The following is a 19,234-nucleotide window of genomic DNA, read 5'->3' on the forward strand; positions in this document are numbered from 1 at the left end:
AGCCAACAGCCACCTTGGCGGCGTCATTCGAGCCAACAGCCACCTTGGTGGCGTCATTCGAGCCAACAGCCACCCTGGTGGCGTCATTCGAGCCAACAGCCACCCTGGTGGCGTCATCCTGAGCCGCCAGCCGCTCGCGGCGGTTCCACGGATTTCATATACGTTCGTCGGTTCTCCACTCGTATGGACGAAGTCGACGACCAGTACACGCCCGCGGACGTCGAGGCCGCGGTGGAGACGTACTGGGACGATGCCGACGCCTACGAGGCGACGAAGGAGGCACACGCCGACGACCCCGCCTTCTTCTTCGTCGACGGGCCGCCGTACACCTCCGGGCAGATGCACCTCGGGACGGCGTGGAACAAGACACTGAAGGACGCCGTCATCCGGTACAAGCGGATGACGGGCCACCGGGTGACGGACCGGCCGGGGTACGACATGCACGGCCTCCCGATCGAGGTGAAAGTCGAGGAGGAACTCGGCTTCGAGACCAAACGCGACATCGAGGAGTACGGCATCGAGGCGTTCATCGAGGAGTGCAAGTCCTTCGCCGAGCGCAACCGGAAGGCGATGGACGAGGACTTCCAGTCGATCGGCGTCTGGATGGACTGGGACGACCCCTACGAGACGATCACGCCCGAGTATATGGAGGCCGCGTGGTGGGCCTTCCAGCAGGTCGCAGAGCGCGACCTCGTCGAGCAGGGCAAACGCTCGGTCAACTACTGCCCGCGGTGTCAGACAGCAATCGCCGCAAACGAGGTCGAGTACGACGAGATCACCTCCCCCTCGATCTACGTGAAGTTCCCGCTCTCCGATCGAGAGGGCAGCCTCGTCATCTGGACCACGACGCCGTGGACCATCCCGGCGAACACCTTCGTCGCCGTCGACGAGGAGATGACCTACCAGGCCGTCCAAGCCGAGAAAGACGGCGAGACCGAGACGCTCTACATCGCGGAACCCTGCGTCGAGGACGTCCTGAAGAAAGGACGATACGAGGATTACGAGGTCATCGAGGATTTCACCGGCGAGGACCTGGTCGGGTGGACGTACGACCACCCGCTCGCCGCGCACCTGAACGAGCACGCCGACTTCGAGGGCGCAGGCGAGGTGTACACCGCCGACTACGTCGAAGCCGACCGAACGGGGCTGGTCCACTCCGCACCGGGGCACGGGCAGGAGGACTTCGCCCGCGGGCAGGAACTCGGACTCGACACCTTCGTCCCCGTCGACGGCCGCGGCGAGTTCACCGAGGAAGGGGGCGACTACGCCGGCACCTTCGTCCGCGACGCCAACGACCCGATCATCGAGGATCTCGACGAGGCCGGGCACTTGCTCGCGTCCGGGACGCACGACCACCGGTACGGCCACTGCTGGCGGTGCGACACGGACATCATCTTCCTGGCGACCGACCAGTGGTTCATCACGGTCACCGACATCAAAGACGAACTCCTCGACAACATCCAGGAGACCGAGTGGTATCCGCAGTGGGCCCGCGACAACCGCTTCCACGACTTCGTCGCCGACGCGCCGGACTGGAACATCTCCCGCCAGCGCTACTGGGGGATCCCGCTGCCGATCTGGCAATCAGAGGACGGCGAGTGGATCGTCGTCGGCACGCGCGAGGAACTCGCAGAGCGCGTCGATCAGGACATCGACCCCGACGAGATCGACCTGCACCGGCCCTCGGTCGATCCGCTGACGATCACCGAGGACGGCAAAACCTACGAGCGCGTCCCGGACGTCTTCGACGTCTGGATCGACTCCTCGGTCGCGACGTGGGGGACGATCGACTACCCGAGCAAGACCGAGGCCTACGAGGAACTGTGGCCCGCCGACTGGATCGTCGAGGCCCACGACCAGACTCGCGGGTGGTTCTGGTCGCAACTCGGAATGGGGACGGCCGCAGTCGGACGAGCCCCCTACGAGGAGGTGATGATGCACGGCTTCGTCAACGACGAAGACGGGAGAAAGATGTCGAAGTCGCTCGGGAACATCGTCACCCCGGAGGAGGCCATCGAGCGGGCCGGCCGCGACCCGCTGCGGGCGTACCTGCTCAGCCACGATCAGCAGGGCGTCGATCTCTCCTTCGAGTGGGACGGCCTCGGCGAGATGCAGTCGACGCTCAACATCTTCTGGAACGTCTTCCGCTTCCCGCTGCCGTATATGGATCTCGACGATTACGACCCCGCCGACGCCGACCTCGACGAGGGTGAACTCACGGTCGTCGACGAGTGGGTGCTCTCGCGGCTCCAGACCGTCGAGGCCGAGGCGGCCGAGGCCTGGGAGAACTACGAGGTCAGCACCGCCGTCAACGCCGTGCTCGACTTCCTCACGGAGGACGTCTCCCGGTTCTACGTGAAAGCGATCCGCGAGCGGATGTGGGAGGAGGAGGATTCGGCCTCCAAACGCGGCGCGTACGCCACGCTCGCGACGGTGCTCGACGAGACGATCAGGCTGCTGGCACCGATCACGCCCTACCTCGCAGAGCGGATGTACCAGCACTTCGACGGGAGCGAGACGACCGTTCACGCGCTGTCGTACCCGAGCGCCGACGAGACGCTGCGCGACGAGGAACTCGAACGGCAGATGGCCGTGCTCAGAGACGTCGAGGAGGCGGCCGCGAACGCGCGCCAGCAGGGCGGCCGGAAGCTCCGCTGGCCCGTCTCGCGCGTGATCGTCGCCAGTGAGGACGACGACGTCAGAGCCGCGGTCGAGTCGCTCTCGGATCTCCTTTCCGAGCGCGTCAACGCCCGCTCGATCGACGTCGTCGCCGAGTTCGACGAACTCGTCGAGCGCGCCAGCCCTGAGATGGGCGTGATCGGCCCCGAGTTCGGCGCCGACGCCCAGAAGGTGATGGAGGCAGTCCAGGGACTGACGCGCGATGAAGTCGAGGCCGGCGTCGAAGTCGACGGCGAGACCTACGAACTCGAAGATGAGATGGTGAGTTACGAGGCCGAACCGCCAGAGTACATCTCGGCGGCAGACTTCGACGGCGGGACGGTGTACGTCGACACCGAACTCACAGACGAGATCGAGGCCGAGGGGTACGCCCGCGACGTCGTCCGCCGGATCCAGGAGATGCGAAAGCGGCTGGAACTGGACGTCGACAGCGAGATCGACACCTACGTCGACGTCGCCGACGACCGCGTCGCCGACTTCGTCGACCGTCACCGCGACGTCGTCGCCGAGGAGACCCGAACCCGGGAGTTCGTCGACGGTCCCGATCTGGCGACCGACGGCGAGTCGGCACTCGTCGAAGAGTGGGACGTCGAGGGCGTGACGGTCACGATCGGCGTCGAACCGATCGACGCCGGGTAGCGGGCGCCGTAACGGTCAAATTCAGCAGAGCGCGCCCTCAAACGACGAAGATCAGCACAGCGCGGCTTCGAGCACTTCGAGCGGGTGTTTGATCTCGTAGCCCGTCCCGTGTTCCATCTGCATCGCGCAGGTCGGACACTCTGTCATCCCGGTGTCCCCCTCTGCGCCGTGCATGTGCTCGAACATCTCCTCGGCGATCTCCATCGAGTTGTCGTACTTCTCGTCTTTCCAGCCGTACGTCCCCGAGATCCCCGAACAGGAGTCGCCGACGTCCTCGATCTTCACGCCGTCGAGGTCGCGGAACAGTTCGATCGCCTGCCGGTCGACACCCTGACTGCGGGCGTGACACGGCGCGTGATAGGCGAAGGCGCCTTCGTCGGCGCTTGCCTCGGCGAGTTCGGCCTCCAGATCCTCGTGGATCCGGAGGTACTCGAGCGACTCGGAGGTGTTCTCCGCGAGGTCCTCGATGCCGTCGATGTCGAACAGTTCCGGGTACTCCTGTCTGAGCGCCATCGAACAGGAGGTACAGGAGGCGACCGCGTCGTACCCCTCCGCGATCAGGTCGGAAAAGGAGGAGACGTTGACCTCCGCGGCGCGCTCGGCGTCGTCGAGCATCCCGTTTGCGAACATCGGCGTGCCCGAACACCGCTGTTCCGGGGCGACGATCTCGTAGCCGAACGACTCGTAGACGCGGACGAGCGCCTTGCCGACCTCCGGGGTGTTGAAGTTGGAGTAACAGCCGTGGAAGTACGCCACTTTCTTGTCGGCGTCGACGGGCTCGCCACGGCGTACTCGCGCCGCGCGGGCGTTCTGTCGTGAGGCGTCCGCGCCGCCGCGCTTGCGCCACCACTCCTGGAAGGTCTCGGTGGCGAAGGCGGGGAACTCGCGTTCGGCCGTCACGCCCAGCGTCTTCTCCATCACCCACCGGGCGGGCCCGAAGTTCATCACGGCGTTCGCGACGCGCGGGAGTTTGCTCGCGAACCACGCCGACGTCCGGTAGTTCGCGAGGATCCGGTTGCGGATGTACTTGAGAGAGAGTTTGCTCATCTGCTCGTCGACGTACGCCCCGCGGGCGGTGTTGTGCATCTGCGACAGTGGGACCTCCGACGGACAGGCGTCGTCACACCGCATACAGTTCGAGCAGGACATAATCGAGTCGTCGATGTCGATGTCCTCCTTCCGCTTGAGGCGCCACTGCTCGGGACCCTGGAACTTCGGCCCCGGGAAGTCGTCGTCGACCTCGGCGACCGGACAGGAGGTATCACAGACGGAGCACTTGTAGCAGTTGTCCGCGCCCGGCCGCAGGTCCATCGCGCCGTCGTCGTCGCCGAAAACGGAGACCGGTTCGAAGTCGGCGTCGTCCTGTGCGATCGGTTCCATCGGCTCCGTGGGGTTCTCTGCGTCGCTCATCTGATGATAGTCTCCCGTATACTCATTGTGTCACCTCCTCGCCCGCGCGTCGCCCGGCGTACGCGCCCGTCGCGAGCGAGACGCCCGCGGCGGACTTCTCGCGGGCCACGTCGGCGCCGCCGAGGACGCCGCCGGCAGCCCGGAGGTTCGCGAAGTGTTCGTCGCCCGATTCGTCCCTCGGCCGCAGGTCGTCGTCCGGGTCGACGCCGAAGCGCGCGAAGGCGTGGTCGCCGAACGCCGCCGCCTCGGACCACTCGTAGCGGTCGTCGGGATGCGGCACGTGACAGCCGAACAGCGGCTCCGTGACCGACTCCCGGTCGGACTCGATCCCCTTGCCGACGAGGCCGCCCGTCGCCAGGACGAACTCGTCGGCGTAGTACGGCACCTCGGTTCCGCGCCGGTCGACGAGCACGGATTCGATCCGGCCGTCGTCGGCCTCGTAGCCGACCGCCGGGTTGCCGGATGCCATCCGGACACCGGCGGCGTCGAGCGCGGAGATCAGCCGGTCCTCCAGTTGCATCCCGAGCAGGCTCGGCGGGCCAGTCGGGATGTCGAAAACCGCCGCGCCGAGGCGGTCTTCGAGTTCCGAACGCACCGCGTCGCCGTGGTCGTCGCCGAGCATCGCCGGGAACCCGACGCGCTCGTGGCCGTCGAGTTCGGCGGCGACGGCGTCGGCGAGGCGCTCCCGGGCGTCCTCCTCGTCGTCGTCGAGTGCCTTCGCCAGCCGCGTCGTCCGCGCGTCGTCGCGGAACGTGATCGGGAACTCGACCGTCGCGCCGTCGACCTCGAAGGGGACGCCGGTCGCCGCGAGATGGTCTGCGGCGGCCGGCGCGTCGAAGTCCGTCAATCCCCCGAATCCGACGAGCAGCGTATCCTCGGGCACGCTCGCCAGCCCCGGCTCGACCGACGCCGGATACCGCGCTGTCGGCTTGATCGTCCCGCCGTGGGTGAGCACGAGGGCGTTGCGGTCGGTGTGGCCGCCCACGTAGGCGTCGCCGACGGCCGAATCGAAGAGCCCGAGCCCATCCCGAATCGCGTCGACGCCGACGATGCGGTACGGGTGGGTCTCTGGCAGACGGTCGATCATCTCGAAGGGCTCGGCGATCGGACTCGCGCCGTCGGCTGCGCCGAGGACGTCCACGAGACCGCTGGCCTGCCGGAGCGTGCTCTTCTTGTGTGACAGCAGGCGGACCTGCACCCCCGACTCCGCGGCCGCCAGTGCCGCCGTCATCCCGGCGATGCCGCCGCCGACGACGAGGACGTCGTCACGGATCGGCATCGGTCCCTCCGGGGTCGCGGTCGGCAGTGGGATTCTCGTTCGGCGTCCCGCCGTCGGTGACGCCGACGTGGCCGTCCTCCCCCGATCTCTCGGCGGCGTTCGCACTCCCGTCGCTGGATTCCCTGCTCGCCCCTGTATCGAACGCCCCGAAGTCGACCGGGTCGTCCGATGCGGCCGGATCGCCGTCGCGGTTCATCGTCGTCGCGTGGAGGAGATGCTTCAGCATCGCCTGTGAGAGTTGCTCGCCCCACAGCGCGTGGCGTTCGCCCTTCCAGCGTTCCTGATAGAGGTCATCGAGCGCGGCACGGGCGGTCGGTTCGTCGTATTCCGGATAGAGTTCGTTCGCCATCCGGTGACAGCAGAACGCGCCCTGACAGTTCCCCATCGACGCCCGGGTCCGGATGCGGACGGCGTTGAGTTCCGAGCCGGCGCCGTCGATCGCGTCGTGAATTTCCGCGCGCGTGACGGCCTCGCACTCACAGACGGTCGGGTTGGGGCCGTCCCACTCGCCGAGCACCTCGTCGACCCGCGACCCGAGCCGCTGGCCGCTCCGCCGGCCGATGGGCGAGCGGAGCCCGAACTCGTCCATCCAGTCGCGGAGGATCGAGAAGTCCGCAGAGCCCGGCAGCGGCTCCTCGGCGGTCCGACAGTCGGCGTCGACGCCGAGTTTCCCACAGACGTGATCGGAAATCTCCTCGGCCATCAGCCGGTAGGTCGTGAGCTTGCCGCCGACGATAGAGGTCATTCCCCCCAGGTCGTCGCGCTCCTCGTGGTCCAGGAGGAAGAACTGCCGCGTGATGTCGGTCGGGTCCTCGCTGCCGACATCCGGCGGCTCGTACAGCGGCCGCACGCCCCAGAAGGAGCGGATCGTTCGGGCCTCCGCGAGGATCGGCACCAACTCAGAGAGGGTGTCGATCATCATATCCACTTCCCATCCCTCCTCGGGGTAGTCCTCGGGGTCGTCGACCTCCTCGTCGGTCGTCCCGAGGATACAGGTGGTCTCGTGGGGGACGACGATGTCCGCGTCGCCCTTCGGCCGGCAGCGGTTGATGACGGTGTCGACCTGCCGGACGTTCATAATCGTCATCACGCCCTTCGAGGGCCGGACGGCGATGTCGACGCCGGCCATCTCGCCGATCTGTCCGGCCCACGCCCCCGTGGCGTTGACGACGTAGTCGGCGTACAGTTCCTCCGTTTCCCTCCTCTCTCCGTGCTCGTACGTCCCGGTCCCGGCGTCGTGTTCGACCTCGACGCCGACGACTTCGCCCTCCTCGACGAGCACGTCGGTGACCTCGCTGTGGGTCTCGACGCGCGCGCCGTGCTGGACGGCGTCGGCGGCGTTGGCGACGCAGAGGCGGAAGGGATCGACGGCGCCGTCGGGGACGCGGATCGCGCGGTCGATGTCCTCGGCGAGGTACGGTTCCAACGCCTTCGCTTCGTCGGCGGAGAGCACTTCGGCGGGGATTCCACAGTCGTGGCAGCCCTCGAGCTTCCGCTCGAAGTAGTCGTCGTCGTCCTCGGGGCGCTGGACGAACAGCCCGCCGGTCATCTCGACGCAGTGACCGGCGATCCGGCGGAGCACGCGGTTCTCCCGGATACATTCCTCGGCGGATGCCTGGTCGGAAACCGCATAGCGGCCGCCGCTGTGGAGGAGCCCGTGCATCCGCCCGGTCGTCCCGTGGGTCAGGTTGCCCTTCTCGACGAGGGTGACCTCGAGGCCGCGCATCGCGAGGTCCCGCGCGATGCCGCAGCCGGTCGATCCCCCGCCGATGACGAGGACGCTCGGTTCTTTACTCATTTCCCAGTTTTATCTTTGCCAGCACGCACTTTAGAGTAGCGTCTGTCGGGACAGCGAGGGGCGGCGGGCACCGTCCGTCGGGACGGCGCGGGCGGACCATCGGCGCCGTCGTCGAGTCCCGCAACGGTGGACATTTCAGCCACCGGCGCCAAGCCGGAGCGATGACTGCCGACACACCGCCGCTCGTCCTCGACATCGATGGAACACTCACTGACGGCTCGGGCCGCCTCGACCCGCGCACGTTCGAGTACCTACCGACCTGGGACGCGCCCGTCGTCCTCGCGACGGGGAAGGCGTTTCCGTACCCGGTGAGCCTCTGTCACTACTTCGACCTCGAAAACAACGTGATCGCCGAGAACGGCGGCGTCGTGCTCGCTAAGGGGACCGTCTCGTATCAGGGCGATCGCGACCGCGCGCAGGCCGTTGCCGACGAATTCGTCGCGCGCGGGGGCGATCTCGGCTGGCCCGGCTTCGCTGCACTCAACGAGTGGCGCGAGACCGAGGTCGCTGTCAACACCGCAGCCGACCTGGACCTCCTGCGGACGGTCGCCGCCGAATACGACCTGGAAGTGTTCGATACCGGCTACGCCTACCACGTCAAGACGCCGGGCGTCGAGAAAGGCACCGGCCTCGAAACCGTCGCCGACGTGCTCGACCGCGAACCGACGGACTTCGTCGCGATCGGCGACAGCGTGAACGACGTCTCGCTGTTCCGGGCCGCGGGCCGGTCGTTCGCCGTCGCCAACGCGGACACCGACGCGCGCGAGGCCGCCGGCACTGTCGTGGAGAAATCGTACTTCGACGGGACGAGTTCGGTACTGGACTCGCTCAGGTCGGCGTAACCGGTCGCGAGAAGGGTTCGCTCAGGTCGAGGTGACCGGTCGCGAGAAGGGTTCGCTCAGGTCGAGGTGACCGGTCGCGAGAAGGGTTCGCTCAGGTCGAGGTGACCGGTCGCGAGAAGGGTTCGCTCAGGTCGAGGTGACCGAGTCGAAGGATAAAATTCGTTCGGCGGTGTCGCTACGCTTCGGCGGCGTCGCTCTTGTCGTCGAACGGGACGAACGTGCCGTTGATGTCCCACTCGTGGATACAGTAGGGGCTTCCCACAGTGTGGGGTTCACCCTCGTCGTTCACGGCGAGTTGCCATCTACCGGCGTCGTCGTCCCACACTTCGATCCGTCCGCAGCGTTCGCAGATCCGTTCGCTCGGTGTGCGGAGTCCCGGTGTCATTACTGGAGATGGCACGCCCGAGTGATTTAACAGTGACTCCTTCGGCAGCGGCCGCAAGTCAGGTCGAACAGCCTTTTGCCCGCGCCACTCGTTCGCAGCGTATGGGATTCCACACGTTCGACCACGAGCGGGCCGCCGACCTCGAGGACCCCGGTCGCTACCGGTTCTGTTCGCGCGAGGAGCTTTTGGCCGCCCTGGACCTCGCTCCGAAAGACGTCGTCGCCGACATCGGGAGCGGGACGGGCTTTTACACCGACGAGATCGCGCCACACGCAGACCGAGTCTATGCGATCGACGTGCAGCCCGAGATGCACGACCTGTACCGGGAGAACGGTGCCCCGGACAACGTCGAGTTCGTGACGACCGACGCCGCGTCGCTTCCCTTCGCTGACGACGAACTCGACGCCGTCTTCTCGACGATGACCTACCACGAGTTCGCCGCCGACGAGGCGTTCGCGGAACTGGCGCGGGTGATCCGCCCCGGCGGCCGTGTCGTCACCGTCGACTGGTCGAAGACTGGCGCGGGGGCAGACGGTCCGCCGATGGACGAACGCTTCGGGCTCGCAGACGCCGTCGAGGCGTTCGAGGAGGCCGGATTCACGACGCTCGAAGCGGCCTCACGCCGAGAGACGTTCGTCCACGTCGCGTCCAGATAGGTTCAAAAGCGGCTAATAATCGCCCTAATATTAAGAGATTATAGGTATCTATATCCATTTCTGCCATATTAACGGAACCCTTTTGCGTCCTTGTGGACTGCTACCATATATGGTGATATACAACCGAGACATCGATCCATACCACCCGGAAGAGAGCCGGTACGAATGTTGTGTCTGCGGCGCACGCGCAGACTCCGGCGGCGTCTGCGACGCCTGTGGCAGCGAATCGTTACAGAACATCGCGGTCCCACGGGAGTGATCTGGCTGGGGAACGCGAAACCGCCGGCGACGCCGGACGGGCGATGCCACGCGGGATGCAGTCCCGTCGGTCGGGTGGCATCTACTCCCGTCGGCCGCCGGCACGACAGTAGCGTTTGCCCGTCTTCGCTCACCCGATCGCACGGCGGCGTGCGACCGGGTGAGTAATCAGTTGCAAACGCTACTACAACTGGCCACACGATTCGACCGTGCGGATCTCCCGAGTTCGCCGGATCGCTCGGGGCGTCGCCGTCGGCTCTGCCGGCGGCTCCCCGACCGCCGACACGGTCGAATCCGGTAGTCCGTGCCACTGTGTGCACGATTGTCGACGACGAACGCTGCTGGAACCGCTCGGACTACCTCTGCCTCTACTCCGCCGCGCGTTCGATCCGGCATCGGATTCCGTTTCGCCGTTGCTCGCTGGGCGGGACTGTCCATCGGCTTTGCGCCTCAATACGTCGGCTCCGCGTACTCGAATGCGCGCTGATAATGATTACTCTCACTTGTTACCGCCGAGCGCTACCCCTGTTGGCGGCGTTCGGCGGGAAGAGACGAGAGTAATCAGTATGAGGATCAGTCAGGTCGCGTCTCTCCGTCGATCTCGGCGATCCCAGTATATCGATCGAGGAGGACGACGAGGAGCGCTCCGACGACCGCGGCCGCCGAGAACGCCGCGACCGCAGTCGGCGTCCAGGTCCGTCCCAGTTCCGCGAGCTGCGTCCCCGTCCGGGCGACCGGTGCGCGAAGTGCGCCGACGATCAGCGCGACGAGGAACGCGAGGGTCGCTGCCCGGGCACGTGCGAGCGCCCAGCGGACCGCGTGGGCGACCGTGAACAGGCCCACGACCGCACCGAGCAGGAACGCGACCACGACGGCGCCGTGTTCCCGGAGCGGCGCGATCGGCCCGCCCGTTACGAGCGCGAGCAGGGCGTCGACGAACGACGAGAGCGTCCCGGTCATATACTCGTACTGGCCGAGGATGATGAGCAGCAACGACCCGGAGACGCCGGGCAGAATCATCGCACTCACAGCGACCGCACCCGCGACGACGGTCACAGGTAGCCCGGTGCCCAGCGTCGCCGCCGCGCGCCCCGACACGACGAAGGCGAAGACGAATCCCGCGATGGCGGCACCGACACGCGCCGGCGTATCCACGGCGACCTCCGAGAACAGTACCCACGCCGAGGCCGCGATGAGTCCGAAGAAGAACCCGAACGTGACGACCGGGACCGTCTGAATTCCGATGTGGACTACGCGAGTGATCGTGACGATAGCGGTTGCGATCCCCGCACCGAGGACGACGAGGAATCCCGCGTCGACCGCGCGGAGCGCCTCGATCGCGTCCGCGCGGCGGTCCGGGAGTATCCCGGTCAGGACCGCGTAGATGCGGGCGGGCGAGACGGCGGTGATCGCGACGATCAGCCGCTCGTAGATCCCGGTCACGAGTGCGATCGTCCCGCCAGAAACCCCGGGTACGGCGTCTGCTGCCCCCATACAGACGCCTTTCAGGTAGACGACGAGCCACGATGTCGCCGTCGGATCGAGCGTCGCCGCTGCGCTCTCGCTGGTCGTCTCCCCGGCGGTTCGCGACCCGTCCCGCTCTTTCGACATACGACCCCTTTCGAGAGCCCCCTACTCCGGGCTTTCGTTTCGTGGCGTGGACAGCGGACGAGGGAATCCGCCGAAAGAAACAGTAGTTTGCATTGAGATATGTTCCCATATGCCAATGGTAACCGTCGATGTCGATCGGGATCTCAAACAGCGGATGGACGAGCAGCCGGACGCCGACTGGGACGAAGTCGTCCAGCAGGCGATCAGAGAGCGGCTGGAGAAACTCGAACTGCTCGAGGAACTCACCGAGGAGACGGAGCTCACCGAGGCGGATGCCGAGGAACTGGCGTCGAAGATGGACGAAATCGCCCGGGAGCGTATCGAGGCGGAGTCGCCGTAGTCAGTAGCAAAAGACTGGGCAAATCGCCCCGTCGGTGGCGGCGGGACGGAAACCTACTTCCCGCCGTCGATTCTCCTTCCGGTATGCTCTCGCTTGCGCTCGCGGGCAAGCCCAACGCGGGCAAGTCTACCTTCTATCGGGCCGCGACGATGGCCGACGTCGACGTCGGCAACTACCCGTTCACCACGATCGATCCCAACCGCGGGGTGACCCACGCCCGAACGCGCTGTCCGTGTCTCGACCGCGAGGAACGCTGCGGCAACTGCGAGGACGGCGTCCGATACGTGCCGGTCGAACTCCTCGACGTCGCCGGACTCGTCCCCGGCGCCCACGAGGGACGCGGGCTTGGCAACCAATTCCTCGACGCGCTCACCGACGCGGACGCCATCCTCACCGTCCTCGACGCCGCCGGCGGCACCGACGCCGAAGGAGAGCCGGTCGAAGTGGGCACGTACGACCCCCTCGAGGAGGCCGACTTCGTCGAGGCGGAACTCGAACAGTGGCTCGCGGGGATCATCGAGCGGAACTGGGAGACGGTCGTCCGGAAGTCCCGCTCGCCCGACTTCGACATCGACGCGGCGCTCACGGAGATGCTGACGGGCTTCGGCGCCTCCGAGTACGACGTGGCGGCGTCGCTGCGAGCCGTCGAGTACCCCGAGGACCCACAGCAGTGGAGCGACGAGGACCGCGAACGGCTGGCACGCGACGTCCGCGAACGGACGAAGCCCATCGTGCTCGTCGCCAACAAGGCCGACATCGCGTCGTCGGAGAACCTCGATCGGCTGCGCGAGGTCGACAAACCGGTCGTTCCCGCCACGGCCGACGGCGAGCGGGCGCTGCGGACGGCCGCTGAAGCCGCCGTCGTGGAGTATCTTCCAGGCGACGAGGACTTCGACCTCGTCGGCGATGTCTCCGACGCCCAGCGGAAGGGCCTGGAGACGATCCGCGAGGTGATGAAAAAGCACGGGGGAACCGGCGTCCAGACCGCGATCGACACCGCGGTCTACGACGTCCTCGATATGGTGACCGCCTATCCCGTCGAAAACGAGACGAGATGGACCGACGGAACCGGCGAGATGCTCCCCGACGCCTTTCTGTTGCCCCGCGGATCGACGCCGCGAGATCTGGCGTACGCGGTCCACTCGGATATCGGAGAAGGGTACCTTCACGCCGTCGACGCCCGGTCGAACCGCCGGATCGCCGAGGACTACGAACTCGAAGAGGGCGACGTGGTGAAGATCGTCAGCACGGCGAATTAGCAGGTGCAGGGTCCGCCCGGGCACGTCGGGCGGAGACAGCGATCAGACGACTGCGTTGTACGCATCTTCCATTATCTCCAGCGCCTCGCGCAGCGATTCCTCGTCTGTCGCATAGGAGAGCCGCGCGTAGCCCCGACCACTCTCGCCGAAGGCCTCTCCCGGGACGACGACGACACCCCGATCTAGACACTCGTCGACGAAGCCCTCGGGTACCTCCGGCATACAGTAGAACGCGCCACCGGGGGTGGGAACGTCCAGTCCGATGTCGGTGAGGCCGTCGACGACGATGTCGCGTCGGCGCCGGAATGACTCGGTCATCTCCCCGACGAGATCTTGCGGGCCGGTGAGCGCCGCCTCGGCGGCGAACTGCGAGGGTGCGGCGGCACAGGCCTGTGCGTACTGGTGGACGCGGAGCATCCGCTCGATTCGGGGGGTGGCGGCCGTGACCCACCCGAGCCGCCAGCCAGTCATCGAGTACAGTTTCGAGGCGGAGTTGACGACGACGACGTTGTCGCTGTCGGCGAACTCCATCGGGGAGCGGAACTCGCCGTCGAAGACGGTGTACTCGTAGACCTCGTCCGAGATGCACAGGACGTCGTGTTCGTCCGCGATACGGGCGAACTCGCGGATGTCCTCCGGCGGCGAGACGGCGCCGGTCGGGTTCCCGGGACTGTTGACGACGAACGCCACGGTGTCGTCGGTGATTGCGTCCTCGACCGCCGCCGGATCGAGCGTCAGATCGTCACGGAGCGGAACTGGGACGGGCGTTCCCCCGGTGAGTCGCGTGAGCGCGTCGTAGGAGACGAAGCCCGGATCGGGGATCAGCACCTCGTCGCCGGCGTCGACGTGGGCCTCCAGGGCGATGTGGAGCGCCTCCGACCCGCCTGCGGTGGCAATTACGTTGCCGGGATCCACGTCGACGCTTTGATCGCGGGCGTGTTTATCGGCGATCGCTTCGCGGAGCGACTGCATCCCCTTGTTCTCGGTGTAGCCGTCGGCGAGTCCCTCGCGGATGGCCTCAGCGGCCGCCTCGCGGGCGTGGGCCGGCGCCGAGAAGTCCGGCTGTCCCAGTCCGAGGTTGATTGCGTCCTCGCCCGCGGCCTCGAAGACCTCGCGGATCCCGCTGATCGACACCTGCTCGACTCGGTCCGAAAAGTGCGCCATACTCTCTCCGGTGTCGGCCACCGGGTTAGGTTTTGCTTCCTCGGTCGAGCGGCCCGATGCGGAACGCCCTTTGGCGCCCGCGCCTTGGACCCGGGCGATGACCGAGAACCGCCCGGAGCCGGAACTGTACGATTCGCTGGAGGGACAGGTCGCGCTCGTCACGGGCGCCAACCGCGGGATCGGCCGACAGATCGCCGCGAACCTGCACGACTTCGGGGCGACCGTGTTCGCCGCCACGCGGTCGATACAGCACGACGTCCCCGACGAGTGGGAACACCTGCTCGTGGACGTCACTCAGGAGGGCGAGATCTCCGGCGCGGCCGACGAAATCTTCCAGTCCGCGGGGAGGTTGGACATCGTCGTCAACAACGCCGGGATCGCGGAGTTCGATTCCGACATCGTCTCCGAACCCGTCGAGACGATCGACCGGACGCTCGCGACGAACCTGCGCGGGCCGATGCTCGTCTGCAAGCACACGGTGCCGCTGCTGCTCCAGACCGACGGCGGGCGCGTGGTCAACCTCTCTTCGGGGATGGGTGCACTCGCGGAGGAACAGACCGGCGGCTCCCCCGCCTACCGCGTCTCGAAGACCGGCGTGAACGGCCTCACGGCGTACCTCCACGGGGAGTACGCCGACGAGGGCCTGCTCGCCAACTCGGTCTCCCCTGGGTGGGTTCGCACCGAGATGGGTGGCGAGGAGGCCGACCGGTCGATCGAGGAGGGCGCGGCGACGCCGACGTGGCTCTGTCGGTTCCGGCCGGGATCGCCGGCCGGTCACTTCTGGCGCGATCGCGAGATCATCGAGTGGTGAGCGACGGCGCGGTGGTCCCGGCCGGCGGCGCTCCGACCTTCGGGAGCGAGGCCAGTGGGACAACGCTTTGATCCCGGGCCGCGTTTCGCCGGGTATGACCGAAGACGCCGGACTCCGCGAACTCCCGGGGGCGATCGCTGACTACGCCGCGGGCGTCGGCGACGTCGTCGCCCGCGGGCTGATCGTCGCCGCCGTTCCGCTGTTGCTCGTCGGCCTGCTCGCGCTCGTGATCGTCGGCGGTGGTGTCGCGCTCGTCCTCCTTGCACTCCTCGCACCCGCCGTCGCGGCACTGATCGCCCTCGAAGTCCCCTCGCGGGTGCGGGAGTACCTCGGGTAGGCCGTTCCGCCCTGCCACCCGAGCACCACGGCCGAGCGGGTGCCGGAAGTCACAGCAGTCAGGCACGGATATATACCGCTGTGTCTCGTCTCAGGGACACGATGACCGCAATCTCGGCGTCTTCGCTCCTCGATGCCTTCGGGGACCTGTTTTTCGTCTTCGACGGCCACGGGAGGCTAACCGAGTGGAACCAAGCCACTGCGAGGGCTACGGGCCTCACGGACGACGAACTGTCGGGTGCGTCACCGTCTGAGCTCGTCGGTGAGCCGGACGCGGCATCAGTCGAATCGGCGGTCGAGACGGCGTTGAAGACGGGGGACGCCGCGATCGAGGTGCATCTGCCATCTGACGGTGAAACGCCGGTTCCGTACGAGATCGAGCTCCACCGCCTGCCCGACAACGAGGATCAACCGTCCAGGTTCGTCGGCATCGGACGCGAGGTCTCGGAACGGGAGTACTACCGGGAGCGGGCCAGCCATCGCCAGGAGGTGCTCCAGCGGATCTACCAGATCATCTCGGATTCCGCCCGTTCCTTCGAGATGCAGGTAACCGATCTGCTCGAACTCGGTCGGGCGGAACTGGACGTCGCCTACGGGACGCTCTCGGAGATCCACGGAACCGAGTACCACTTCGAGGTTGTCGCCGCCCCCGACGACAGCATTCAGTCCGGTGACGTCGTCCCGTTGTCGGCGACGAACTGTGAGCTCGCCGCCAGCGAGCGCGAGACGCTCGTCGCCGGCAACGTCGAACGCGACGCACCGGATCAGACACATAGGGCGGGGTTCACCGACTGGGGGATCTCCTGTTACGTCGGTGCGCCCGTCTACGTCGACGACGAGGTGTACGGGACGTTCTGCTTTTACGACACCGAGCCCCGAACCGGGCAGTTCGACGAGTGGGAGGTCACGCTGGTCGATCTGATGAGCCGCTGGGTGAGCTACGAACTCCAGCACCGTCGCTCGAAGGAGCGTCTGAAGCGACAGAACGAGAAACTCGAGCGGTTCGCGTCGATCGTCTCCCACGACCTCCGAAACCCGCTGAACGTCCTCACCGGGACGATCGAACTGGCGGCGGAGACGGGCGATCTCGATCACCTCGACAGTGCCGAGAGGGCCATCGAGCGGATGGAGACGCTCATCGACGAGTTGCTGACGCTGAGTCGCGCGGGCGAGACGATCGACGAGACCGAGCCGCTCGATCTGAGATCGCTCGTCGACCGCTGTCGGGAGAACGTCCCACTGGGCGAGGCGACACTACGGATCGAGACCGATCGGACGGTGTCTGCGGACAGAAGCCGGCTGGCGCAACTGATCGAGAACCTGCTCCGGAACGCCGTGGAGCACGGCTCCACGAGCACCCGTTCGGAGACTCACGGGGACGCCGACGAACACGGCTCGACGAGCACCGATTCGGATGTCGACGGCGACACCGGAGACCGGCTCACGATCACCGTCGGTGACCTCCCCGACGGGTTCTACGTCGAGGACGATGGGCGGGGAATCCCCGAGTCGGATCGGCAGACCGTGTTCGAGAGCGGCTACACGACGGCGTCGTCGGGGACGGGGTTCGGGCTCGAAATCGTCGCCGAGATCGCGGAGGCACACGGCTGGGACGTGCGTGTGACGGAGGGGGACGCCGGTGGGGCGCGGTTCGAGATCACCGGTCTGTCGGAACTGTCGCCGGGGGACGACGAAAAACCGGAGGCTTAAACCGCCGCGGAATCGAACCGCCGACTGCGCGAGGGTGGCCGAGTCTGGAAAAGGCGGCGGACTCAAGATCCGCTCCCGTAGGGGTCCGTGGGTTCAAATCCCTCCCCTCGCATCTGAATCCGTGAGCGACAGCGAACGGTTCAGTGGATCGGTGGGATTTGAACCCTACCGGGCGCGCGCAGCGAGGCACGAGCGAGCACGTCCGGTTTCGGTTCAAATCCCTCCCCTTCCGTATCCGACCGACAGTGAGCCGTGCTACTCGTCGCTTTCGTCGTCGCTTCGGGATCCGAGTTTCTCGACGACCGCCGCGCCGACATCGAGCAGCAGTTCGCTCCCCTTCAGCAGGATCGTGATCGATTCCTCCAGCATCGGCCAGGAGAGCGATCGACCGCTCGGATTCACTCCAGCAGCGACTCGCCGGTCATCGTCTCGGGCTGTTCGAGGTCCATCAGCTCCAGCATCGTCGGTGCGATGTCGGGGAGCGAGCCCCCCTCCCGAACTGTCCGGCCGCCGTCGTCGCCGTCGGGGGTCAGATAGATCAACGGCACCGGATTCGTCGTGTGCGCCGTGTGCGGCTGTGCCTCGGTCCCCATATCGTCGGCGTTGCCGTGGTCGGCGGTGATGAGGACGTGGCCATCTGCCTCCTGAATCGCGGGCACCAGCCGGCCGACACCCTCGTCGACGGCCTCGACGGCCTGTATCGCCGCCTCGAAGTCGCCGGTGTGGCCCACCATATCGGGGTTCGCGTAGTTGAGGACGAGCGCGTCCGGGTCGTCGGATTCGATCCGATCGATCGCGGTCTGGGTCACCTCGGGGGCGCTCATCTCCGGTTTGAGATCGTACGTGGGGACGTCCGGACTCTCGACGATACAGCGGATCTCGCCCTCGAATTCGACCTCGCGGCCGCCGTTGAGGAAGTAGGTGACGTGGGCGTACTTCTCGGACTCGGCGATCCGGAGCTGTGTCTTCCCGGCCGCCGCGAGCGTCTTGCCGAGCGTCTCCTTGGGTTCCTCGGGCGGGAACGCCACCGGGAGGTCGAACGTCTCGTCGTACTCGGTCATCGTGACCACTCGCGTTTCCGGGGGTGACGTCTCGACTGGCCACTCGGGCTCGATGTCGGCGAGCATCCTGACGAGCTGGCGCGCCCGATCCGGTCGGAAATTGAAGAAGAGGACCGCGTCACCCTCCGCAAGCGGCGGGGCCTCGTCGACGAGCGTCGGTTCCACGAACTCGTCGGTGTCGCCGCGGTCGTAGGAGTCGCGGACGGCCGCCACGGCGGTGGGTGCCCTGTGGTCGGCCTCGCGGTTGACGATAGCGTCGTAGGCGCGCTTCGTCCGCTCCCAGTTCTGATCGCGATCCATCGCGTAGTACCGCCCCGACACGGTGGCGACGTCGCCGGTCCCGTGCTCGTCGACGACCGCTTCGAGGGTTTCGAGGTACTCTTCGCCGCCGTACGGGTCGGTGTCGCGGCCGTCGGTGAACGGATGCGAGACAGCGTCGACGCCGCGGTCGCCGGCGAGTTCGATCAGCGCGTGGAGGTGGCCCTGCTCGGAGTGGACGCCGCCGTCGCTGAGGAGCCCCATAAAGTGAACGCGCCCGCCGGTCTCTTCGACGTGATCGAAGACGGAGGCTATCGCCTCGTTCGTCCGGAAACTCCCGTCTGCGATGGCGTCCTCGATGCGGGTGTACGCCTGCTTGACCACGCGCCCGGCCCCGATGTGGAGGTGGCCGACCTCGCTGTTGCCCATCTGTCCCTCAGGAAGGCCGACGCGGCGCCCCGAGACGTCGAGCGTCCCGTACGCGCCGGCCTCGGCGTACCGATCGACGTTCGGCGTCGACGCCGCCTTCACCGCGTCGCGTCGGTCGTGATCCCCGAGACCCCACCCGTCGAGGATGACCAGCGCTGCTTGCATACCTGTCGCAAGGTCGACCGAGGGTGAATAGCCTTCGCTTCACCCCAGTCGCGCCCGACTTGGCCGTTTGGCCTCGTCGACGGAGTCGCGCCCCGACGCGACACCTTCTTTCGGCTTCCCGCCGTCCTCCGAGGCGATGGCCGA

General features: G+C 66.8%; 17 protein-coding genes and 1 tRNA gene. 10 read left to right on the plus strand and 8 right to left on the minus strand.

The genetic code is table 11. The features are described 5' to 3' along the window. Window positions 1-183: 183 nt before the first annotated feature. Entirely contained in the window at window positions 184-3,318 is a 3,135-nt protein-coding gene (ileS, locus tag RJT48_RS08530; RefSeq protein ID WP_311171843.1) for an isoleucine--tRNA ligase, read from the plus strand. A 51-nt stretch (window positions 3,319-3,369) separates the two neighbouring features. Here ileS and RJT48_RS08535 read toward each other — a convergent pair whose 3' ends face one another. From RJT48_RS08535 to glpA, 3 genes are read right to left on the minus strand one after another with little or no spacing between them, the layout of a single operon-like run. Beyond that, complete coding sequence (locus RJT48_RS08535; protein WP_311171844.1) at window positions 3,370-4,728, minus strand: anaerobic glycerol-3-phosphate dehydrogenase subunit C; 1,359 nt, start codon at window positions 4,726-4,728, stop codon at window positions 3,370-3,372. 22 nt (window positions 4,729-4,750) lie between these two features. Further along, the gene (gene glpB, locus RJT48_RS08540) at window positions 4,751-6,007 is read right to left on the minus strand and encodes a glycerol-3-phosphate dehydrogenase subunit GlpB (RefSeq protein ID WP_311171845.1); all 1,257 of its coding nucleotides are present in this window, start codon (window positions 6,005-6,007) and stop codon (window positions 4,751-4,753) included. Further along, on the minus strand, window positions 5,994-7,805 hold the full coding sequence (glpA, locus tag RJT48_RS08545) for an anaerobic glycerol-3-phosphate dehydrogenase subunit GlpA (protein ID WP_311171846.1): 1,812 nt from the start codon (window positions 7,803-7,805) through the stop codon (window positions 5,994-5,996). The genes glpB and glpA overlap by 14 nt, the downstream gene beginning before the upstream one ends. A 161-nt stretch (window positions 7,806-7,966) precedes the next feature. On the opposite strand from glpA, the gene RJT48_RS08550 reads away from it, so the two are divergent. After that, window positions 7,967-8,647 (plus strand): HAD hydrolase family protein, encoded by a 681-nt coding sequence (locus RJT48_RS08550; RefSeq protein WP_311171847.1) that lies wholly within the window; start codon window positions 7,967-7,969, stop codon window positions 8,645-8,647. Between the two features lie 175 nt (window positions 8,648-8,822). Here the strand turns inward: RJT48_RS08550 and RJT48_RS08555 are convergent, their stop codons facing one another. Beyond that, window positions 8,823-9,032: an HEWD family protein gene (locus RJT48_RS08555; RefSeq protein WP_311171848.1), complete on the minus strand. Its 210-nt coding sequence runs from the start codon at window positions 9,030-9,032 to the stop codon at window positions 8,823-8,825. A gap of 101 nt (window positions 9,033-9,133) precedes the next feature. Between RJT48_RS08555 and RJT48_RS08560 the strand changes: the two genes are divergently transcribed. Both RJT48_RS08560 and RJT48_RS08565 read left to right on the plus strand, forming a co-directional pair. Further along, entirely contained in the window at window positions 9,134-9,688 is a 555-nt protein-coding gene (locus RJT48_RS08560; RefSeq protein WP_311171849.1) for a class I SAM-dependent methyltransferase, read from the plus strand. A 109-nt stretch (window positions 9,689-9,797) separates the two neighbouring features. Beyond that, on the plus strand, window positions 9,798-9,947 hold the full coding sequence (locus RJT48_RS08565) for a rubrerythrin-like domain-containing protein (protein WP_311171850.1): 150 nt from the start codon (window positions 9,798-9,800) through the stop codon (window positions 9,945-9,947). Between the two features lie 572 nt (window positions 9,948-10,519). On the opposite strand, the gene RJT48_RS08570 is transcribed toward RJT48_RS08565, so the two are convergent. Beyond that, window positions 10,520-11,440 carry a DUF368 domain-containing protein gene (locus tag RJT48_RS08570; RefSeq protein ID WP_311171976.1) on the minus strand — a complete coding sequence of 307 codons (921 nt, stop codon included), beginning with the start codon at window positions 11,438-11,440 and terminating at the stop codon, window positions 10,520-10,522. 232 nt (window positions 11,441-11,672) lie between these two features. On the opposite strand from RJT48_RS08570, the gene RJT48_RS08575 reads away from it, so the two are divergent. Then, on the plus strand, window positions 11,673-11,897 hold the full coding sequence (locus RJT48_RS08575) for a hypothetical protein (RefSeq protein WP_311171851.1): 225 nt from the start codon (window positions 11,673-11,675) through the stop codon (window positions 11,895-11,897). A gap of 83 nt (window positions 11,898-11,980) precedes the next feature. Beyond that, window positions 11,981-13,156 carry a redox-regulated ATPase YchF gene (locus tag RJT48_RS08580; RefSeq protein WP_311171852.1) on the plus strand — a complete coding sequence of 392 codons (1,176 nt, stop codon included), beginning with the start codon at window positions 11,981-11,983 and terminating at the stop codon, window positions 13,154-13,156. A 42-nt stretch (window positions 13,157-13,198) separates the two neighbouring features. Here the strand turns inward: RJT48_RS08580 and RJT48_RS08585 are convergent, their stop codons facing one another. Continuing rightward, complete coding sequence (locus RJT48_RS08585) at window positions 13,199-14,320, minus strand: pyridoxal phosphate-dependent aminotransferase (protein WP_311171853.1); 1,122 nt, start codon at window positions 14,318-14,320, stop codon at window positions 13,199-13,201. A gap of 97 nt (window positions 14,321-14,417) precedes the next feature. Here RJT48_RS08585 and RJT48_RS08590 point away from each other — a divergent pair, with 97 nt between their 5' ends. The 4 genes from RJT48_RS08590 to RJT48_RS08605 all read left to right on the plus strand — a co-directional run bounded on the left by RJT48_RS08590 (window position 14,418) and on the right by RJT48_RS08605 (window position 17,289). After that, window positions 14,418-15,131 carry an SDR family NAD(P)-dependent oxidoreductase gene (locus RJT48_RS08590; protein WP_311171854.1) on the plus strand — a complete coding sequence of 238 codons (714 nt, stop codon included), beginning with the start codon at window positions 14,418-14,420 and terminating at the stop codon, window positions 15,129-15,131. 94 nt (window positions 15,132-15,225) lie between these two features. Beyond that, window positions 15,226-15,468, plus strand: a complete 243-nt coding sequence (locus RJT48_RS08595; RefSeq protein ID WP_311171855.1) for a hypothetical protein — start codon at window positions 15,226-15,228, stop codon at window positions 15,466-15,468. 101 nt (window positions 15,469-15,569) lie between these two features. Next, a complete protein-coding gene (locus RJT48_RS08600) occupies window positions 15,570-17,177 on the plus strand; it encodes a PAS domain-containing sensor histidine kinase (RefSeq protein ID WP_311171856.1) in 1,608 nt (535 codons plus the stop codon). 28 nt (window positions 17,178-17,205) lie between these two features. Then, a tRNA-Leu gene (locus tag RJT48_RS08605) sits at window positions 17,206-17,289 on the plus strand. A gap of 143 nt (window positions 17,290-17,432) precedes the next feature. Here the strand turns inward: RJT48_RS08605 and RJT48_RS08610 are convergent. Together RJT48_RS08610 and gpmI are read right to left on the minus strand one after the other, a co-directional pair. After that, a complete protein-coding gene (locus RJT48_RS08610; protein ID WP_311171857.1) occupies window positions 17,433-17,579 on the minus strand; it encodes a hypothetical protein in 147 nt (48 codons plus the stop codon). Further along, on the minus strand, window positions 17,576-19,090 hold the full coding sequence (gpmI, locus tag RJT48_RS08615) for a 2,3-bisphosphoglycerate-independent phosphoglycerate mutase (RefSeq protein ID WP_311171858.1): 1,515 nt from the start codon (window positions 19,088-19,090) through the stop codon (window positions 17,576-17,578). Before gpmI ends, RJT48_RS08610 begins: the two co-directional genes overlap by 4 nt. Between the last annotated feature and the right edge of the window lie 144 nt (window positions 19,091-19,234).

Source organism: Halobellus ordinarius (assembly GCF_031823395.1).
GTDB lineage: Archaea > Halobacteriota > Halobacteria > Halobacteriales > Haloferacaceae > Haloquadratum > Haloquadratum ordinarius.

Coding starts and splice junctions, on each gene's coding strand:
- ileS (WP_311171843.1), top strand. CDS start 184: ATGGACGAAGTCGACGACCAGTACACGCCCGCGGACGTCGAGGCCGCG.
- RJT48_RS08535 (WP_311171844.1), bottom strand. CDS start 4,728: ATGAGCGACGCAGAGAACCCCACGGAGCCGATGGAACCGATCGCACAG.
- glpB (WP_311171845.1), bottom strand. CDS start 6,007: ATGCCGATCCGTGACGACGTCCTCGTCGTCGGCGGCGGCATCGCCGGG.
- glpA (WP_311171846.1), bottom strand. CDS start 7,805: ATGAGTAAAGAACCGAGCGTCCTCGTCATCGGCGGGGGATCGACCGGC.
- RJT48_RS08550 (WP_311171847.1), top strand. CDS start 7,967: ATGACTGCCGACACACCGCCGCTCGTCCTCGACATCGATGGAACACTC.
- RJT48_RS08555 (WP_311171848.1), bottom strand. CDS start 9,032: ATGACACCGGGACTCCGCACACCGAGCGAACGGATCTGCGAACGCTGC.
- RJT48_RS08560 (WP_311171849.1), top strand. CDS start 9,134: ATGGGATTCCACACGTTCGACCACGAGCGGGCCGCCGACCTCGAGGAC.
- RJT48_RS08565 (WP_311171850.1), top strand. CDS start 9,798: ATGGTGATATACAACCGAGACATCGATCCATACCACCCGGAAGAGAGC.
- RJT48_RS08570 (WP_311171976.1), bottom strand. CDS start 11,440: ATGGGGGCAGCAGACGCCGTACCCGGGGTTTCTGGCGGGACGATCGCA.
- RJT48_RS08575 (WP_311171851.1), top strand. CDS start 11,673: ATGGTAACCGTCGATGTCGATCGGGATCTCAAACAGCGGATGGACGAG.
- RJT48_RS08580 (WP_311171852.1), top strand. CDS start 11,981: ATGCTCTCGCTTGCGCTCGCGGGCAAGCCCAACGCGGGCAAGTCTACC.
- RJT48_RS08585 (WP_311171853.1), bottom strand. CDS start 14,320: ATGGCGCACTTTTCGGACCGAGTCGAGCAGGTGTCGATCAGCGGGATC.
- RJT48_RS08590 (WP_311171854.1), top strand. CDS start 14,418: ATGACCGAGAACCGCCCGGAGCCGGAACTGTACGATTCGCTGGAGGGA.
- RJT48_RS08595 (WP_311171855.1), top strand. CDS start 15,226: ATGACCGAAGACGCCGGACTCCGCGAACTCCCGGGGGCGATCGCTGAC.
- RJT48_RS08600 (WP_311171856.1), top strand. CDS start 15,570: ATGACCGCAATCTCGGCGTCTTCGCTCCTCGATGCCTTCGGGGACCTG.
- gpmI (WP_311171858.1), bottom strand. CDS start 19,090: ATGCAAGCAGCGCTGGTCATCCTCGACGGGTGGGGTCTCGGGGATCAC.